The organism is Rhizobium sp. 05N430 (genome assembly GCF_056396985.1).
Map to the genome: position 1 here is coordinate 34,667 of NZ_JBFTMO010000002.1, position 17,629 is coordinate 52,295.

The following is a 17,629-nucleotide window of genomic DNA, read 5'->3' on the forward strand; positions in this document are numbered from 1 at the left end:
CGGGAGGACCTGCACATGACATCCATTCGCTACGCGCTGAACCATATGGCCGCGCCGAAACTTGGCATCGACGATTTCTTCGCGCTGGCGAAGAGCCTCGGCATCGATGCGGTTGAGATCCGTAACGACCTCGATGGCAACGCCATTCTCGACGGAACGCAGCCGTCGGCGATCAAGGCGGCGGCAGCCCGCCATGGCGTGACGATCATCTCGATCAACGCCCTGCAGCGCTTCAACGAGTGGAACGACACCCGCGCCGCCGAAGCCCGGGAACTCATCGACTATGCCGCAGCCTGCGGCGCCAAGGCACTGGTGCTGGTGCCGAAAAATGACGGCACCGGCCGCGAGGATGGCGCACGTCAGGCCAATCTGCGCCAGTCACTCACTGCCCTGAAGCCGATGCTGGACGCCGCTGGGGTCATCGGTCTCGTTGAGCCGCTCGGCTTCGAGATCTGCTCACTGAGCTCGAAGACGGAGGCAGCCGAAGCGATCCGTGAACTCGGCGCCGAAGGCAGCTTCAAGCTGGTGCATGACACGTTCCATCATCACCTCGCCGGCGAGGCCGCAATCTTCGCTGATCTCACCGGGCTGATCCACATTTCCGGCGTCGACGACGCCAAGGTGACGGTATCGGACATGCGCGATCCGCACCGGGTTCTGGTGACGTCAGCTGATCGGCTCGACAATGCCGGTCAGGTGCGTTCGCTGCTGCAGGCTGGATACACAGGCCCTTGCTCCTTCGAGCCCTTCTCGCCGGAAGTCCACGGCTTGCAGGACCCGGCTGCAGCGCTGCGCCAGAGCATGGATTACCTCGCGTCGGCGGTCTAAAGCGTTTCGCGGCCGCGGAAGCGGCGCTGATAGGCGGGATCATAGAGCGAGCTCTCACGAAAATCGCTTGCTGACAGGGACGGACCGGCGAAGATGATCGCCGTCCGTTCGATCGGTTCAGCGGCAACCTTCGCCTCGATATCGCCAAGCGTGCCGCGAATGATCCGCTCATCCGGCCAAGATGCCTTGACGACGATCGCAACCGGGCAATCGGCGCCATAAAGCGGCGTCAGCTCGGCCACGACCTGCGGCAACGCATGAATCGCCAGGTGAATGGCGAGCGTCGAGCCCGTCGCGCCGAATTTCTCCAGCGTTTCGCTATTCGGCATCGGCGATGCGCGGCCGGAGACGCGCGTCAGCACAAGGCTCTGCGCAACCGCCGGGATCGTCAGCTCGCGGCCGAGCGCCGAAGCGGCGGCGGCAAAGGCCGGAACACCGGGCGTCATCGTGTAGCCGATACCATGCTTTTCCAGGCGGCGGATTTGCTCGGCGACAGCGCTCCAAACGGAGAGATCGCCGGAATGCAGGCGGGCGACATCTTCGCCCCCATCGGCAGCCCGCAGATATTCCGCCTCGATCTCGTCGAGCGACATCGGCGCGGTATCGACGATCCGGGCGCCCCGCGGGCAATATTGCAGCAGTTCCGGCGAGACGATCGATCCCGCATAGAGGCAGACCGGGCATTTCGCGATCAGATCGCGGCCGCGAACGGTGATGAGGTCGGCAGCACCTGGCCCGGCACCGATGAAATGTACGGTCATTCCTGATCCTTTATCCAGCGCCATTGCGTGACCGGCATGGCCGCCCGCCAGCCGCTCATCGTGCCGACAGGCGCTGCGCGGGAAATGTCGAGGCGGGTGAGCGAGCCGCCGCGTTTTGCATATTCGGAAAGCAGCAAGACTTCCATCTCGAGCGTCACGGCATTGGCAACCAGCCGGCCGCCAGGCTTCAGCGCCGCGATCGCCGCTTCCATGACGCCGCGCTCGCTTCCGCCGCCGCCGATGAAGATCGCATCCGGTTCCGGCAGGCCGGCAAGGGCAGCGGGCGCCGCACCTTCGACAAGGGCCAGATGCGGCACGCCAAGCGCCGTTGCATTGCGCGCCGCACGGGCAGCGCGTTCCGGCGACTGTTCGATCGCGATCGCTTTCAGCGACGGGTCACAGAGCATCCACTCAATGCCGACGGAACCCGATCCGGCGCCGATATCCCACAACAATTCGCCATGGCGCGGCGCCAGCGCAGACAGCGTCACCGCGCGGATCTCGCGCTTGGTGATCTGGCCGTCATGCTCGAACAGCGCATCGTCAAGGCCGCTTGCAAAGGAGATGATGCGGGCAGCCTTGTCCGCCACCACCTCGATCGCGCAGACATTCAACGGATCGATACGCTCAAGCGCAAACTCGGTCGCGGTAACCACGCGAACGCGCTCGCGCTCGCCGCCGAGGGCTTCCAGCACGGTCATGCGGGAGCGGCCAAAGCCGATACCGGTCAGCAGCGCCGCGATGGCTGCCGGGCCGTTCTCGTCGGAGGTCAGCGCAATGATCCGGCGCCCGTCGTGCAGATGGGGCAGGATCAGCTCGACCGGGCGGCCGTGGAGCGAGATTGCCGCGGTGTCCTGCAGCGGCCAGCCAAGCCGCGATGCGGCAAGACTGAATGCCGAAGGCGCCGGGATCACACGCATCTCGCCAGTGCCGATGCGCCGGGACAGCGTTGCGCCGACGCCGTAGAGAAAGGGATCGCCCGATGCGAGAACGACGACGGGCGTGCCCCTATGCGCAACAATGTCTCCGACGGAGACCTCGAACGGGCTCTGCCAGACCCGCCGCTCACCGGAGATCAAGCCGTCCACCAGCGCGTGATGCCGCGCCCCGCCGTAAACCACCGGCGCGCCTGTGATCAGACGCTTTGCCTCATCGCCCAGTCCATCTGGACCATCCTCGCCGATACCGATAATGGTCAGCCAGGGCTTTTCGGATCGGGGTGGCAGATCAGACATGGCGGCATACCGGGTTCTGATTTTGGGCGGGACGAGCGAGGCGCGCGCATTGGCGGCCGCCCTTCGCGATCGTGACGGGCTCGATATTCTGCTGTCGCTGGCCGGAAGAACCGAAAAACCGTCTGAACAGCCGGTTTCTATCCGCATCGGCGGATTTGGCGGCGCCGAAGGTCTCGCAGCATACCTTGCCGAGGGAAAATTCGATCTGCTTGTCGACACGACCCACCCGTTTGCCGCGCGGATCTCGGCAAATGCCGCCGAGGCTGCGCGGATATCCGGCGTTCCGGCCATTGCGCTGCGCCGTCCGCAGTGGCGCGAAGAGCCCGGCGACCGCTGGATCCAGCTCGCTACCATCCCGGCCGCAATTGCAGCGCTCGGCACAATACCACGCCGCGTCTTTCTGGCCACCGGGCGCCAGGAGGCGCATGCGGCCGAGGCGGCGGCGCAGCATTTCTATCTTGTCAGAAGCGTCGATCCGGTGACGCCGACTCTGGCGCTGGCCGATGCGACCTTCATCCTCGATCGCGGCCCCTTCGTGCTCGATGCCGAACTGGCGCTTCTTCGGGAATATCGGATCGATGCGATCATCGCCAAGAACAGTGGTGGTGACGCCACCTACGCGAAGATCGAGGCGGCGCGCATTCTTGGGATCGACGTCTTCATGATCGGCCGTGCCGCAACGCCCGCCATGGAGACGGTCGAGACTGTCGGCGAGGCGCTGGCGGCGATCGATCACCGGCTTCCTCCGGCCATGAAGCGTGGCGTATAGACAAGATCGGATTTGCCGTCCCGGGCGATGATGCGGGTCTCCGGCGAGCCGATGATGACACAGGTTGCCATATCGGCAACCGCCGCGTCGGCAGTCGCGAGCGGCTGGATAACGATGCGCTCATCAGGCCTTCCGGCCGCTCGCCCGAAGATGATGGGCGTGGTATCCGGCAACTCCCGGCGCAACAGCTCGAAGGCCCGCCCCAGCTGCCAGGGCCGCGCCTTGCTGATCGGATTATAGAGGGCAATCACGAAGCCAGCCTGAGCCGCAAGCGCCAGCCGCTTTTCGATGATCTCCCAGGGCTTCAGATTGTCCGACAGCGAGATGGCACAGAAATCGTGCCCGAGCGGCGCGCCCGTGCGCGCAGCGACAGCCAGCATCGCGGTGATACCGGGCAGAACGACGAGATCGACGGCGCGCCATGCGGGATCACCATTGTCGATCGCCTCGCAAAGAGCGGCAGCCATGGCGAAAACACCGGGATCGCCGCCGGAAACGACGCAGACCGTCCGGCCCTCGGCCGCCATCGTCAGCGCGGCCGCGGCACGGTCGAGCTCCTCGCGATTGTCGGAGGTGTGGCGCGTCTGGTGCGGCTCATAGGCTATGCGGTCGAGATAGGGACCATAGCCGAAAAAATCGGTCGAGACGGCAACAGCGCGCGCCGCTTCCGGGGTCATCTGGTCCGGATTGCCGGGACCCGTGCCGATCACATAGAGCCTGCCGCTCATCGGTTCGCCTCCCAGCCGGGCACGAGCACCAGCGAGAAATACGGCGCTTCGCCATCCGGCCGTTCGGCGAGCTTGATCATCGCCGCATTGGCCATCGTGCCGCGCTCGACATAGACGGCTTCTCGCAACCGGCCGGCTGCTTCCAGCGCCCGCCGGATTTTCGGCAGATTGCGGCCGACCTTCATGATGACGGCGGCCTGCGTGTCGGCCAGCCTGCGGGTCAGTTCCGCTTCCGCCATCGTGCCCGGAAGAACGGACAGCACGTCGTCACCCTGGACGATCGGCATGCCCGCGACCGACCAGCAGCCGGACATGGCGGTAATCCCGGGGATCACCTCGGCCGGATAGCGATGCGCCAGCCGCACATGCAGATGCATGTAGGAACCATAGAACATCGGATCGCCTTCGCTGAGGATGGCGACGGTCTTTCCGGCATCGAGACGAGCGGCGACGGCTGCGGCCGACGCGTCGTAGAAGGCGGTGATCTGGCTCTGATAGGCCATCTCACCCTTATCGATCTCGGTGGTCACAGGATAATAGAGCGGCAGAAGCTCGGCGCTTGCGGAAATCAGATGCTGCACGATGGCACGCCCGTTTCCGCTCCGCCCCTGTTTGGCGAAATAGGCGATGACGTCAGCCGCCTCGATCGCCTTGGCGGCCTTGATGGTCAGCAATTCCGGGTCGCCCGGTCCGGTGCCGACGCCGATCAGACGGCCGGGAGCGCTCATAGTCCGGGCCTCGCCAGCGCGTTGACCGCAGCCGCCGTCATTGCACTGCCACCAAGCCGGCCGCGCACGATCGCATAGGGCACGCCATAGGAATTTTCCGCCAGCGCATCCTTGGATTCCGCCGCGCCGACAAAGCCGACAGGCATGCCGAGGATGGCCGCAGGCTTCGGGCCGCCGTCACGAAGCAATTCCAGGAGATAAAAGAGGGCCGTCGGTGCGTTGCCGATCGCGACAACGCTGCCCGCCAGCCGGTCGCGCCAGAGTTCGATTGCCGCTGCCGAGCGCGTGTTGCCCTTGGCCTTGGCGAGATCGGGCGTGCGCGGATCGCGCAGCGTGCAGATCACCTCGTTGGCCGCCGGAAGCCGGGCGCGGGTAATGCCGTGGGAGACCATTTCCGCATCGCAGAAAACCGGCGCGCCCGACTGCAGGGCCGCACGGGCCGCCTGGACGAAACCGGGCGCGAAGTCGAAATGTGCAGCCGCTTCCACCAGCCCGCAGGCATGGATCATGCGGACCGCCACGTCGGCCTCGTCGGGCGCAAATCGCGACAGGTCGGCTTCGTTGCGGATGATCGCGAAGGAGCGCTCGTAGATCGCGTCTCCCTCGCGGATGTAATCGTAGTCTGGCATCCCTAGTCCTGTTGCAGCGCTTTCGCGATGGTGCTGACGCCAAGCCGATGAAGGCAGGCAGCCACCGTTTCTCCGGCCCGCCGTTCCGTTCCGGCAAGCTGGGCGAGCCTCTCTATAGCGGATTCGATCCCGCCGCCAGCAATCGTTGCATCCGGCGGGTCCCCAGCCTTGCCGTTCAGGGAAAAGGCATAGGCATTTCCGAGTCCAGTGAGCGTCAGCGCCGCCTGCGGATGAGCGCAGCCCTTGGCGCAGCCGGACAGATGCACCGTCAGCGATCCGTCCAGCAAATCGGGGGCGGTATCGACGATCCGCGCGGCAAGCTTTCGCGTGTCGTAGAAGCCCGATGCGCAGGCTCCCGCACCGGCGCAGGCTGCGATGTTGGCAGATGGATCTCGCGGGTCGGCGGTGAAGCCGTAGTCGCCCGCGCGAATTCTGAGCGTCTCCGCTTCCGCTGCGGCAAAGCCGGTGAGAAAAAGCTGCCGGTCGGGCGCCAGCCGGATCTCGATGTCATCGGCAAGATCCGCCAGGAAGGCCGTCAGCGCATCTGCCCGCATCTGGCCAAATCGCGGACGCAGGCCGAGAACGGCCCTTCCATTCGGCAAAGTGAGAATGCCCGGCGCCGGTTTGCGCGACGGTGAAAGGAATATGGTCTGCGGAGCATCGGGAAAGGCTCCGAGCAGCGTTTCGATATCGATATCGCGGGCGCGGCTATGGCGGCCGGTCGCGATCAGGATGTCGAGGATATACCTGACGGCAGCCACTGCCCCGTCGATACCACCTGAAAACACAGGCCGCGCCGTCAGTGCGGTACCGCCGACTGATACTAACCAGTCCTGATCCACAAGCGCGACGATGCGGATATCGGCGCTCAGATGATCAAGGCAGAAAACGCCGCGGCCATCGACCATGATGGCAAGCTTGGGCGCGATATCGGCTGATTGCAGTTTGCCAGCAAGAGTGGTGCGCAACCGCGCTTCCAGCGCAGCCGCATCGCCAAGTTCCGCGCTGTCGATGCCATGCAGCGGCGAAAGCTCGATTGCAGGGCCGGGCGGAACCACGATGCCCGCGGCATCGATCGCCAAAGCCAGCGTGCCGACGCTATCCATCCGCAAGCCGCGGACCTGTAGATTGCCGCGGGCGGTGATTTCAAGGATACCGTTGCCACAGGATGCTGCTGCAATCGCCAGCGCCTTGAGCTGTGCAACGGTCAGGGCGCCGCCGGCCGGGCGCAGACGGACGAGCAGGCCGTCACCGGTCTGCATCGGCGCGGCAAGCGTCGGGCAGGCGCCGCGTCGAAGCCCGGCAACCACCGTTTCCTGCAATTGTCTGTTACCGGCCGCAGCCATGGCACACCCTTCCATCACCTGTCCTTACAGGATGACGGCGCGCTCGGCAAAGCCGCTCACGCCTCGAAGTCGCGCCCCTTGCGCAGCAGGTAGATATCCATGATCCATCCATGCCGCTCGCGCGCCGCGGCACGCATTCTGACGATCTCGTCCGAAACGTCGCCAAGGCGGCCGGAATGGATGATCTCGTCGGCAGTGCCAAGATAGGCACCCCAGAAGATCTCCGCATCCGGATCGTCGATCTGCGAAAACGCCTGGATCCCGTCCAGCATCACGACGGTGCTGTCGGCAGTCAGCCCCTCGTCGGCAAGCCGACGCCCGGTGGTGATCTCGACCGGCTTGCCGACGAGATTGACCGGGATCTTGTGGCTGGCGGCAAGCGCCTGGATGCTGGTAATCCCCGGAATGACCGTCACCTCGAAGGCGATGCTGCCACGGATCCGCTCGAGGATGCGCAGGGTGCTGTCATAGAGGCTGGGATCGCCCCAGACCAGAAAGGCCGCGGCTTCGTTTTCACCGAGATCGCCGATCAATACGGCATACGACGAAGCGATAGCCGCATGCCATTCATCGACACTCTCGACGTAAGTCTTTCCTTCGGTCTGCCGCTGCGGCACAGCAAACTCGATCGTCTTCGTCTTTCCCGCATCGAGATAGCGATCGCAGATCTCGCGGCGTACGCTCGCAAGTTCCTCCTTCTTCGTTCCCTTGTTCGGGATGAAGACGCGGTCTGCGCCCTTCATGGCGTTGATCGCCTGAATGGTGACGTGATCGGGATTGCCGGTCCCGATGCCGATGACGAAGATCTGTCTCATGACGCCTCCGGCCGCTAGCGGATCAAAAGCGCCGTCCCATAGAGCCCGATCGCAAAGACCGTGTGGGCAATCAGGTTCATGGCGCGTGCCTTGGCCGGGTTCGGCGTCTTTGACGCCGCCCAGCCGATGCCGAGACCGGGCTGCAGCAGAAACCAGCCGGCACCGACGGTGACGATACCGAGAATCCAGGCTGGAATGAAGGTCGGCTCTGCGAGCCAGGACGGGCCCATGATGATCGCCAGCGCCAGACCGTAGACGATGCCGGTGACGTAGTGGCTGATCCAGCCGAGCGCCAATTCATGCTCGTAGGGAGCGGCATTGCCGATACTCTCGTGGAACACGATGCCGTTCTTCAGGTGGTAGAACCAGCGTCCGACTGGCGCCCAGTTGGCGGCGCTCTGCCCGAAGAAGCGGTGCAGAACGATCGCCCAGATGTCCATGAGAACGGTCGCACCGATGCCGATCACGATGCCGCGCCAGATGATATCGAACATGTGAGAATATCCAGATGTGAGAACCCCTTACCGTCTTAACGGCGGCAGGCTCCGCCTGCAACAGAGCCCGACGTCATTGATGGAGCAAAACGGCTATTTCGGTTGATCACCCTTCATGGCCTGCCTAAGCTCGCGCAAAACGAGGAGGATCCAGATGAAGCTCGACCATACCGCCAAGGGCGTCTACGCCATTGCCGCCACGCCCTTTCACCCGGATGGGCGGCTCGATACGGTCTCGGTCGACCGGCTCACGGATTTCTATCTCGAATGCGGTGTGACGGGTCTGACGATCCTCGGCATCATGGGCGAGGCACCGAAGCTGGAGCCGGAGGAATCGCTGGCGATCACCCGTCAGGTGGTCGGGCGCGCCGGCGTGCCCATCATCGTCGGCGTCTCGGCGCCCGGTTTTGCGGCGATGCGTTCACTTGCGCGCGGCGTCATGGATCTTGGTGCCGCCGGCGTGATGATCGCCCCGCCACCTTCGCTGCGCACCGACGACCAGATCATCGGCTACTATGCGCAGGCCGTCGAAGCGATCGGTGAGGACATTCCCTTCGTCATCCAGGACTATCCGTTGACGCTGACCGTGGTGATGACGCCTGGTGTGATCCAGAAGATCGTCAACAATCACGCCTCCTGCGTCATGCTCAAGCATGAGGACTGGCCGGGACTGGAGAAGATTTCCAAGCTTCGAGCCGCACAGAAGGCCGGCGAGATGCGGGATATCTCGATTCTCTGCGGCAATGGCGGGCTGTTCCTCGATTTCGAGATGGAACGCGGCGCCGATGGCGCGATGACCGGTTATGCCTTTCCCGACATGCTGGCCGATGTCGTCCGCCTGCAGCAGGAAGGCAGGCGCGACGAAGCGCATGATCTCTTCGACGCCCATCTGCCGCTGGTGCGCTACGAGCAACAACAGGGCATCGGCCTTGCCGTGCGCAAATATGTGCTGCAGAAGCGCGGCGCGATCGCCAGCGACGCCCAGCGGAAGCCAGCGAGCGTCATCAGCGACAAGGCGAAGGCCGAGGTCGATTATCTCCTCTCGCGCCTCGCCAGATACGACAAGCGCGCCGCGTTCTAGGCCGTCACACGGCTTACACGCATCTCTGACCAAATTGACGCAGGCGGGTGCCGCCGATTGTGCGGAGCGAAAAGCGGAATATAGTGATTTCAGAAATTTCTGAAATCACAGACATTACGGAAATCACCGTCATGAACCTTCCACCACTCGTTCAATCCTTCGTTCTGCATTTCGGCGAGATGGGCTCGCGCTGGGGGATCAACCGCACCGTCGGCCAGATCTACGCGCTGCTTTACGTCTCGCCCGAGCCGCTCTGCGCCGAAGACATCGTCGATGCGCTCGGCATCTCACGCTCGAACGTGTCGATGAGCCTGCGCGAACTGCAGGCGTGGAACCTCGTGCTGATGAAGCACAAGCCGGATGACCGCCGCGATTTTTTCTCGACGCCTGACGACGTCTGGCTGATCCTGCGCACGCTTGCCGAAGAGCGCAAGAAGCGCGAGGTCGATCCGACTCTCTCCGTGCTGCGCGAAATCCTGATGCAGCGGCCGGCCAGCGACCACGAGCGATATGCCCAGCAGCGCATGGGCGAGATGCACGGGCTGATCGAGCAGCTGACGCATTGGTATGAAGACGTAAAACAACTTGAAACCGAGCGCCTCGCAACATTACTATCTCTGGGGGCAAAAGTTACGAAGCTTCTGGAAGCCAAGGACCGGGTGATTTCGCTCGGCCGCGGCCGCCGTCCTGCGAACAAGAGTTAGCGCCATGGGGAGTGCTTTCTTAGACGCGAATGACGAGCCGGAACCGGGCGCGCAAAAGCGCGGCCGTCGCAGACAGCGTGTCGGCAAAGACAGACCCGGTTCCAAGGCCGCAGCGCTGTTGCAGACAGCAGGCGCCCTCGTCTTCGTTCCCCAGGCCGCCCTCATCGCTCTTTCCGTCGGCCGGATCGCCAGTGGCGGCGGGCTCGCCGCCGTGCTCTGGCCGGCACTCTTCATCGTCATTCTCGGCATCGCAAAGAGCTGTCTTGAAGCGGCTGGTGGCCGCCTGGCATTCAAGGCCGCCCGCGCCGAACTCAGCAAGCGCCGCGCCGCAGCCGTGGCAGCGCTTGCGCGCCGCTCGCCTGTCGATCCCGCACGGCCGGCGTCCGGCGAAGCGGCCAGCGTCATCGGCGAACAGGCCGAACTGATCGTGCCCTATATTGCCCGGTTCCAACCGGCACGCTTCAAGGCAACGGCCGTGCCGTTGGCGATACTCGTCTGCATATTCCCGATTTCATGGATTGCATCGCTCATCCTGCTGATCGCCATGCCACTGATCCCGCTCTTCATGGCCCTGATCGGCTGGCGCGCCCAGGCTGCCAGCGAAAAGCAGCTTGCCGCCACCGGCGGGCTCAACGGCTTCCTTCTCGACCGGTTGCGCGGCCTGACGACGATCCGCGCACTCGGCGCCGTCGATCAGACGGCGAGCCGCCTGCGCACCGATGCCGATGATCTGAAAAACCGGACGATGGCGGTATTGCGGATCGCCTTTCTCTCCTCGGCGGTGCTGGAGTTGTTTGCCGCGCTCGGCGTAGCGCTGCTCGCCGTCTATGTCGGCTTCAGCCTGCTCGGCGAAATCACCTTCGGCGCCTGGAACAGCGGGCTTGACCTAACCACCGGCCTGTTCCTGCTGCTGCTTGCTCCGGCTTTTTTCGAGCCGCTACGCGATCTCTCGTCGGTCTGGCACGACCGCGCGAGCGGCGAAGCCGCGCTCTCGGCGCTGGAGGCAATTGCAACCGGCGGGCTCGATATCGTTCCAGAAGCCGCCGGCAAACAAACCAGGCGTTTCGATATCGAACTTGCCGATACCGGCTTCCGATACGCAGCCAGCAAGCCGCCGGCCATCGAAGCGTTCAGCTGTCGCATCATGCAGGGCGAGCATGTCGCCCTGTTCGGCGCCAGCGGCAGCGGGAAATCGACTTTGCTGGCGATGATTGCCGGCCTTGCTCCGGTCTCGGATGGTGCGATCCGCATCGGCGGAGTGCCGCTCGGCGAAGCGGGCGACTGGCGCCGCCATATCGCCTGGATCGGCCAGAAGCCGCATATCTTTGCCGGTTCGCTCGCGGGCAACATCACGCTCGGCCGCGCCGGCACCAAGGCGGATCAGGCACTCCGTGCCGCCAAGCTCGACCAAGTCGCGGCAGCTTACGGCAAGCGCCCGCTTGGTGAAGGCGGGCTCGGCCTGTCCGGTGGCGAGGCGCTGCGGCTTGCCATCGCCCGCGCCGCCTGCAATCCCGACATCCGGATCATTCTCGCCGACGAACCGACCGCACATCTCGACGCTGCGACAGCGGCGGATATCACCGAAAGCCTCATCCATCTCGCCAAGGGCAAGACGCTTGTCGTCGCCACCCACGATCCGCGGCTCGCCGCCCGCATGCAGCGGGTGATCGCGATCGGCGCGGAAACGCTTCGGGAGGCCGCGGAATGAACACGCGCCTCGGTGATCTCAAACCCGTCGTCTACCTTTTTATCGCCGAACGGCGCCGCGGCCTGCTGATCGGCGCGCTGATGTCGGCGCTGACGGTGCTCGCCGGTATCGCCCTTCTCGGCCTCTCCGGCTGGTTCATCACCGCCGCCTCGATTGCCGGACTATCCGTTGCCACGGCCGTCACCTTCGACGTTTTCGCGCCGTCGGCCGGTATCCGCCTGCTGGCGATCGGGCGTACCTTCTCGCGCTATGGCGAGCGAATGACGACCCATGATGCGACGCTATCGGTACTGGCGGCCCTCCGGGAGCGCCTGTTTCGCGGCTGGGCGAAGCACGGCGCGGCGCGCGATCTCGCAGCCCGGCCCTCAAAGCTTCTGTTCCGCCTGACGGCCGATATCGACGCACTCGACGGCCTCTATCTGCGCGTCCTCGTTCCCGCTGCCGTTGCGATCTGCACCGCGATCGCGGCAAGCGGGGCGCTCGGCATGATCCATCCGCTGTTTGGCGCCGCGACCGGGTTGATCCTCTTGTTTGCCGGGCTCGGCATTCCCTACCTCGCCGGCCGCGCCGCCGCAAAATCCGCACGCCGCCGCATGCATGGTGTCGAAGCGGTCCGCGGCCGCGTCATCGATCTCGTCGCCGGTCAAACGGACCTGCTGATGGCAGGGCGTCTGGACGCTCAATCTGCCGCCGTTGTCACAGCCGATGCCTATATTTCGGCGGCGGACGACCGTTTGAACCGGATCGAAACCGCCGTCACCTTGGGCTTCGGCCTGACCTCCTCGCTGCTGCTCGCCGGATCGCTGCTGGCGGTCGCCGCCCTTGCCGGGACAGGCAGCATCGGCGCACCAGTTGCCGCGCTCGGTCTGCTGGTTGCCTTCGCCGCCATCGAGCCCTTTGCTGCCCTGCGGCGCGGCGCCATCGAGCTTGGACGAACACTCATCGCTGCACGCCGCGTCGGCGATCGTCTGACCGCGGCGGATAGGGCGACGGGACATGGCGCGCCGGAAACCGGCATTGCCTTTGCGCTGACAGATGTTGCAACCGTTCATGACGGGGCGGAAAAGCTCGTCCTTCGTAAGCTAACGATTACGTTGAAAACCGGCGAGACGCTGGCGCTCATCGGCTCCAGCGGCGCCGGAAAGTCGTCATTCCTGACGCTTCTCGCAGGCGAGTTGCAGCCGCAAGACGGAAGTGCGGTGATCACCGATTCGACGCTGCTGACGCAGCGCACCGAGCTCTTCGCCGACAGCATCCGCGGCAATCTCCTGATAGCCGATCCCTCGGCCAGCGAGGCACAGCTCCGCGGTGCTCTCGAGGCTACCGGATTGCTCACCGCCATCGACGCCCTGCCGCAAGGGCTCGACACGAAACTCGGAGAAGGCGGGCTCGGCCTGTCCGGCGGCCAATCGCGCCGCCTGGCGCTGGCGCGGCTGTTTCTCCGCAACGCATCCCTCTGGCTGCTCGACGAGCCGACAGAGGGCCTGGATGGCGAAACCGCCCGCGACGTGATGAGCCGCCTTGCCGAAAAGGCATCCGGCCGCGCCGTGGTCATCGCCAGCCATATCCGCCGGGAGGCGGCAATCGCCGATGTCATCGCGGTGATTGCGGATGGGTGCATCGTCGAAATTTCGCGCCGTGGAGAGGCGGCGTTCGAAAAGGCTCTGAACCGGCTGCGGCCGGATTGAGCGGCATGACCGCGGACGCCGGCCGGCGCCCGCGGAACTCTTGATACCGCGTGGGACCGTGGGAGAAAGATAATGGAACTCGACATAGTGGCGCTATCGCGCTTTCAATTTGCGCTGACCGCGCTCTATCATTTTCTATTCGTACCCCTGACGCTTGGGCTTTCCGTGCTGCTTGCCATCATGGAAACCACCTATGTCATGACCGGCCGACAGATCTGGCGGCAGATGACGAAATTCTGGGGCACGCTTTTCGGCATCAATTTCGCCATCGGTGTCGCAACCGGCATCGTCATGGAATTCCAGTTCGGCATGAACTGGAGCTATTACAGCTATTATGTCGGCGACATCTTCGGCGCACCGCTCGCCATCGAAGGCCTGATGGCCTTCTTCCTGGAAGCGACCTTCGTCGGGTTGTTCTTCTTCGGCTGGGACAAACTTTCCAAGGTCGGCCATCTCGTCGCCACCTGGGCCGTGGCGCTCGGCTCGAACTTCTCGGCACTCTGGATCCTGATCGCCAATGGCTGGATGCAGAACCCGGTCGGCTCGGCACTCAATCCGCAGACGATGCGCATGGAAGTCACCAGCTTCTTCGACGTAGTGTTCAATCCCGTTGCCCAGGCAAAGTTCGTGCACACGGTCTCGGCCGGTTACGTCTGCGCGTCGATCTTCGTGCTCGGCGTCTCGGCCTGGTACCTGCTCAAGGGACGCCATGTCGAAATCGCCAAGCGGTCGATGACGGTCGCCGCCTCGTTCGGCCTCGCCTCATCGCTGTCGGTCGTCGTGCTCGGTGACGAAAGCGGCTATCTGGCAACGGAAAACCAGAAGATGAAGCTCGCCGCCATCGAGGCGATGTGGAAGACGGAGCCCGCTCCGGCCCCCTTCACCGCCTTCGGCTTTCCGGATCAGGAAGCCCGCGAGACGCATTTCGCTGTCCATATCCCCTGGGCGATGGGCCTGATCGGCACCCGCTCGCTGACCACCGAAATCCCCGGCATCGACAAGCTGGAGAAGGAAGCCGAAACCCGCATCCGCGACGGCATCAAGGCCTATGACGCCCTGATGCAGATCCGCGCCGTCCGGGCACCGGACCAGCCGACGCAAGAGGTCCGCACCTCCTTCGAAGACCTCGGTCACGATCTGGGCTATGCGCTGCTTCTGAAGCGCTATGTCGACGATCCGCGTCAGGCGACCGACGCGCAAATCGCCCAGGCCGCCCGCGATACGATCCCGCATGTGCCGACGCTGTTCTGGTCGTTCCGCATCATGGTCGGCCTCGGGATGTTCTTCATCGTGCTGACGGCAACCTTCTTCTGGCTGTCGGCCCGCCGGCATCTCGACAAGTATCCGCTGCTGCTCAAGGTCGCCGTCTTTGCGATCCCGCTGCCGTGGGTGGCGATCGAAGTCGGCTGGATCGTTGCCGAGTTCGGCCGCCAGCCCTGGGTGATCGAAGGCGTGCTGCCGACGGCGGCTGCCGTCTCCAGCCTCGGCGCCAGCACCGTGCTTCTGACGATCATCGGCTTTGCGGTGCTCTACACGACGCTGATCATCATCGAGATGGGCCTGATGCTCAAGGCGATCAAGAAAGGCCCCGAGCCCGATGACGAGCCGGAAGCCGAGCTGATCTCCGAAACCCTCGTTCCTGCTGCGGAGTGATTGTCATGATCCTTCACGAACTCATCGACTACGATACCCTGCGGGTCATCTGGTGGCTGCTGCTCGGCATCCTCCTGATCGCCTTTGCCACGACTGGCGGCTTCGACCTCGGCGTCGGAACGCTCCTGCCCTTCGTGGCGAAGACCGATACCGAACGGCGGGTCGCCATCAACAGCATCGGCGCCACTTGGGAAGGCAACCAGGTCTGGCTGATCCTCGGCGGCGGCGCCATCTTCGCCGCCTGGCCGCCGCTTTACGCGGTCTCCTTCTCGGGCTTCTACCTGGCGATGTTCGCAATCCTCTTCGCGCTCATCCTGCGTCCGGTCGGATTCAAGTACCGCTCGAAGCGCGACAGCGCCCGCTGGCGCAGCAACTGGGACTGGGCGCTGTTCATCGGCGGCTTCGTTCCGGCGCTGATCTTCGGCGTCGCCGTCGGCAACGTGCTGCAGGGCGTACCCTTCCGCTTCGCCGACGACATGCGGATCTTCTACGAGGGTTCGTTCTTTGGGCTGCTGAATCCCTACGCGCTGCTCTGCGGATTGCTGTCGGTAGCGATGCTCGTCATGCATGGCGCAGCCTGGCTGATCCTGAAGACCAGCGGACCGGTCGCCGAACGGGCCCGGACCTATGGCAGCCTTGCCGCATTCGCCGCCATCCTGCTCTTTGCGCTCGGCGGCATTTTCCTCGCAGCCGGCGTCGATGGCTACCGCATCACCAGCGACATCAGCCCGACCGGACCGTCCAATCCGCTCTTCAAGACGGCGGAACATGCTGGCACCTGGTTTGCCAATTACGGCACCTATCCGTGGCTGCTGATCGCACCGGCCTGCGGCTTTGCCGGAGCGGCCCTTGCCCTGCTCAGCATGCGGGTTCGGCTGGAGGTCACCACGCTGCTCTTCAGCAAACTGTCGATCTTCGGCATCATCTCGACGGTCGGCGTTTCGATGTTCCCGTTTATCCTGCCGTCCTCGCTCGACCCCCGCTCGAGCCTGACGGTTTGGGATGCGTCGTCGAGCCATCTGACGCTGTTCATCATGCTCGTCGTCACGGCAATCTTTCTGCCGATCATCTTTCTCTACACCGCCTGGGTCTACAAGGTGCTGTGGGGCAAGGTGGACGAGAAAGCCATCACCGACAAAAGCGGCCACGCCTATTAAAGGAGAAAGACGATGTGGTATTTCGCATGGATCCTCGGCCTGCCGCTCGCAGCCGCCTTCGCCGTCCTCAACGCCATGTGGTACGAGCTGATGGACGATGAAGCCAAGAAGAAGAAATCCTGAGCTTCACGAATTGAGACGATGCCGGGCGCGATGATTGCGCCCGGCATCCCGCAAACCTGGCACAAGCCTTGCTTCATATTATTCAGGCGGAATATGCCCGCCTGAAGAAGAGGGGTAGCATGGTGTCAGTCACGGATATGATCGGTGCAACGTGGCGTCTCGAGGATGCGATCCGGGACGTGATCGCTGAGAACCTGAATTTCTCCAGCAATTCCAAACCGATGAGGGACAAGGCGCGCATGCTGCCGCACCTTCTCGTACAGAAATATCCGCAGCTGTCGGATATCGAGCACGAGCTGCGCGGCGTCTTCGAGACCTGCCGCATCGCGATTGACCATAAATCCATCAGTCCGGTCGTTGCGAAGGCAGCCATTGCGATCGCCGACGAATATCGCGAGATCATCATCAAGCTCAAACATTAGGCGATAGCCTCCCCGCGCGTTTCCAGCGTGGGACTGGCAGGACACACATCCGGGACATTTGCGTGGACCCGGGTGATTGCCGGTTGACGTAACGTTTTGCGGGCTCTAGTTCGGCTTCCGAACATCGGGGGACGTTTTTCATGGAAATCTTTACTGCCGCGGGGCTGACTGCGCTTATGCAGGTCATCGCGATCGATCTCGTGCTTGCCGGCGACAACGCCGTCGTTATCGGCCTTGCCGCCGCCGGCCTTCCGGCCGATCAGCGCAAGAAGGCCATTCTGGTCGGCATTCTGGCCGCTACCGTACTGCGTATCATCTTCGCTTCGATCACCGTTCAGCTGCTCGCCATTGTCGGCCTGCTGCTCGCCGGTGGCCTGCTGCTGCTCTGGGTCTGCTGGAAGATGTGGCGCGAGCTGCGCTCGCAGCACGGTGCGGAAGGCGAAGACGCGCTTGAGGGCGCCGAGGGCAAGCCGAAGAAGACCTTCTGGCAGGCCGCCAGCCAGATCGTCATTGCTGACGTCTCGATGTCGCTCGACAATGTGCTGGCTGTCGCCGGTGCCGCCCGCGAACACCCGACGGTCCTCGTCGCCGGCCTCGCCCTGTCGATCGCCATGATGGGTATTGCCGCAAACTTCATCGCGCGCCTGCTCACCAAGCATCGCTGGATCGCCTATGTCGGTCTGGCAATCATCCTCTATGTCGCGCTCGACATGATGTATCGCGGCGCACTTGAGGTCTGGCCCTATCTGGCCGGCTGATC

General features: G+C 63.9%; 19 protein-coding genes. 11 read left to right on the forward strand and 8 right to left on the reverse strand.

What is annotated here, in order from left to right; translation table 11 throughout:
- The first annotated feature begins 15 nt into the window (after nt 1–15).
- Nucleotides 16–828: a TIM barrel protein gene (locus tag AC1DJO_RS04045; protein ID WP_477969287.1), complete on the forward strand. Its 813-nt coding sequence runs from the start codon at nt 16–18 to the stop codon at nt 826–828.
- Here AC1DJO_RS04045 and cobM read toward each other — a convergent pair.
- Both cobM and cbiE read right to left on the reverse strand, forming a co-directional pair.
- Nucleotides 825–1,589 (reverse strand): precorrin-4 C(11)-methyltransferase, encoded by a 765-nt coding sequence (gene cobM, locus AC1DJO_RS04050; RefSeq protein ID WP_477969289.1) that lies wholly within the window; start codon nt 1,587–1,589, stop codon nt 825–827. The two genes, AC1DJO_RS04045 and cobM, sit on opposite strands and share 4 nt — an antisense overlap.
- On the reverse strand, nt 1,586–2,824 hold the full coding sequence (gene cbiE, locus AC1DJO_RS04055; RefSeq protein ID WP_477969291.1) for a precorrin-6y C5,15-methyltransferase (decarboxylating) subunit CbiE: 1,239 nt from the start codon (nt 2,822–2,824) through the stop codon (nt 1,586–1,588). Before cbiE ends, cobM begins: the two co-directional genes overlap by 4 nt.
- Here cbiE and AC1DJO_RS04060 point away from each other — a divergent pair.
- Nucleotides 2,823–3,593 (forward strand): cobalt-precorrin-6A reductase, encoded by a 771-nt coding sequence (locus AC1DJO_RS04060; RefSeq protein ID WP_477969293.1) that lies wholly within the window; start codon nt 2,823–2,825, stop codon nt 3,591–3,593. The genes cbiE and AC1DJO_RS04060 overlap by 2 nt on opposite strands.
- On the opposite strand, the gene AC1DJO_RS04065 is transcribed toward AC1DJO_RS04060, so the two are convergent.
- Genes AC1DJO_RS04065 through AC1DJO_RS04090 form a run of 6 tightly spaced genes read right to left on the reverse strand, consistent with a single transcriptional unit; the run spans nt 3,557 to nt 8,333 of the window.
- Nucleotides 3,557–4,321: a precorrin-3B C(17)-methyltransferase gene (locus tag AC1DJO_RS04065; RefSeq protein WP_477969295.1), complete on the reverse strand. Its 765-nt coding sequence runs from the start codon at nt 4,319–4,321 to the stop codon at nt 3,557–3,559. The genes AC1DJO_RS04060 and AC1DJO_RS04065 overlap by 37 nt on opposite strands.
- Nucleotides 4,318–5,049, reverse strand: a complete 732-nt coding sequence (locus AC1DJO_RS04070; protein ID WP_477969297.1) for a precorrin-2 C(20)-methyltransferase — start codon at nt 5,047–5,049, stop codon at nt 4,318–4,320. Before AC1DJO_RS04070 ends, AC1DJO_RS04065 begins: the two co-directional genes overlap by 4 nt.
- Nucleotides 5,046–5,678, reverse strand: coding sequence for a precorrin-8X methylmutase (locus tag AC1DJO_RS04075; protein ID WP_477969299.1), 633 nt, complete (start codon nt 5,676–5,678; stop codon nt 5,046–5,048). The genes AC1DJO_RS04070 and AC1DJO_RS04075 overlap by 4 nt, the downstream gene beginning before the upstream one ends.
- A 2-nt stretch (nt 5,679–5,680) precedes the next feature.
- The gene (gene cobG, locus AC1DJO_RS04080) at nt 5,681–7,024 is read right to left on the reverse strand and encodes a precorrin-3B synthase (RefSeq protein ID WP_477969301.1); all 1,344 of its coding nucleotides are present in this window, start codon (nt 7,022–7,024) and stop codon (nt 5,681–5,683) included.
- Nucleotides 7,025–7,080: 56 nt separating this feature from the next.
- Complete coding sequence (cobF, locus tag AC1DJO_RS04085) at nt 7,081–7,839, reverse strand: precorrin-6A synthase (deacetylating) (protein WP_477969303.1); 759 nt, start codon at nt 7,837–7,839, stop codon at nt 7,081–7,083.
- Between the two features lie 14 nt (nt 7,840–7,853).
- Nucleotides 7,854–8,333: a DUF2938 domain-containing protein gene (locus tag AC1DJO_RS04090; protein ID WP_477969305.1), complete on the reverse strand. Its 480-nt coding sequence runs from the start codon at nt 8,331–8,333 to the stop codon at nt 7,854–7,856.
- A 154-nt stretch (nt 8,334–8,487) separates the two neighbouring features.
- On the opposite strand from AC1DJO_RS04090, the gene AC1DJO_RS04095 reads away from it, so the two are divergent.
- The 9 genes from AC1DJO_RS04095 to AC1DJO_RS04135 all read left to right on the forward strand — a co-directional run bounded on the left by AC1DJO_RS04095 (nt 8,488) and on the right by AC1DJO_RS04135 (nt 17,627).
- Nucleotides 8,488–9,414 carry a dihydrodipicolinate synthase family protein gene (locus AC1DJO_RS04095; RefSeq protein WP_477969307.1) on the forward strand — a complete coding sequence of 309 codons (927 nt, stop codon included), beginning with the start codon at nt 8,488–8,490 and terminating at the stop codon, nt 9,412–9,414.
- 131 nt (nt 9,415–9,545) lie between these two features.
- Nucleotides 9,546–10,118 carry a GbsR/MarR family transcriptional regulator gene (locus AC1DJO_RS04100; protein WP_112388886.1) on the forward strand — a complete coding sequence of 191 codons (573 nt, stop codon included), beginning with the start codon at nt 9,546–9,548 and terminating at the stop codon, nt 10,116–10,118.
- 4 nt (nt 10,119–10,122) lie between these two features.
- On the forward strand, nt 10,123–11,826 hold the full coding sequence (gene cydD / locus AC1DJO_RS04105) for a thiol reductant ABC exporter subunit CydD (protein WP_477969309.1): 1,704 nt from the start codon (nt 10,123–10,125) through the stop codon (nt 11,824–11,826).
- Nucleotides 11,823–13,514 carry a thiol reductant ABC exporter subunit CydC gene (cydC, locus tag AC1DJO_RS04110; RefSeq protein ID WP_477969311.1) on the forward strand — a complete coding sequence of 564 codons (1,692 nt, stop codon included), beginning with the start codon at nt 11,823–11,825 and terminating at the stop codon, nt 13,512–13,514. The genes cydD and cydC overlap by 4 nt, the downstream gene beginning before the upstream one ends.
- 72 nt (nt 13,515–13,586) lie before the next feature.
- Complete coding sequence (locus tag AC1DJO_RS04115; RefSeq protein ID WP_477969313.1) at nt 13,587–15,167, forward strand: cytochrome ubiquinol oxidase subunit I; 1,581 nt, start codon at nt 13,587–13,589, stop codon at nt 15,165–15,167.
- A gap of 5 nt (nt 15,168–15,172) precedes the next feature.
- The gene (cydB, locus tag AC1DJO_RS04120) at nt 15,173–16,324 is read left to right on the forward strand and encodes a cytochrome d ubiquinol oxidase subunit II (protein WP_477969315.1); all 1,152 of its coding nucleotides are present in this window, start codon (nt 15,173–15,175) and stop codon (nt 16,322–16,324) included.
- A 12-nt stretch (nt 16,325–16,336) separates the two neighbouring features.
- A complete protein-coding gene (gene cydX / locus AC1DJO_RS04125) occupies nt 16,337–16,447 on the forward strand; it encodes a cytochrome bd-I oxidase subunit CydX (protein WP_112388881.1) in 111 nt (36 codons plus the stop codon).
- Between the two features lie 119 nt (nt 16,448–16,566).
- A complete protein-coding gene (locus AC1DJO_RS04130; protein ID WP_477969317.1) occupies nt 16,567–16,869 on the forward strand; it encodes a hypothetical protein in 303 nt (100 codons plus the stop codon).
- A 140-nt stretch (nt 16,870–17,009) separates the two neighbouring features.
- On the forward strand, nt 17,010–17,627 hold the full coding sequence (locus AC1DJO_RS04135) for a TerC family protein (protein ID WP_112597985.1): 618 nt from the start codon (nt 17,010–17,012) through the stop codon (nt 17,625–17,627).
- Nucleotides 17,628–17,629: the final 2 nt, after the last annotated feature.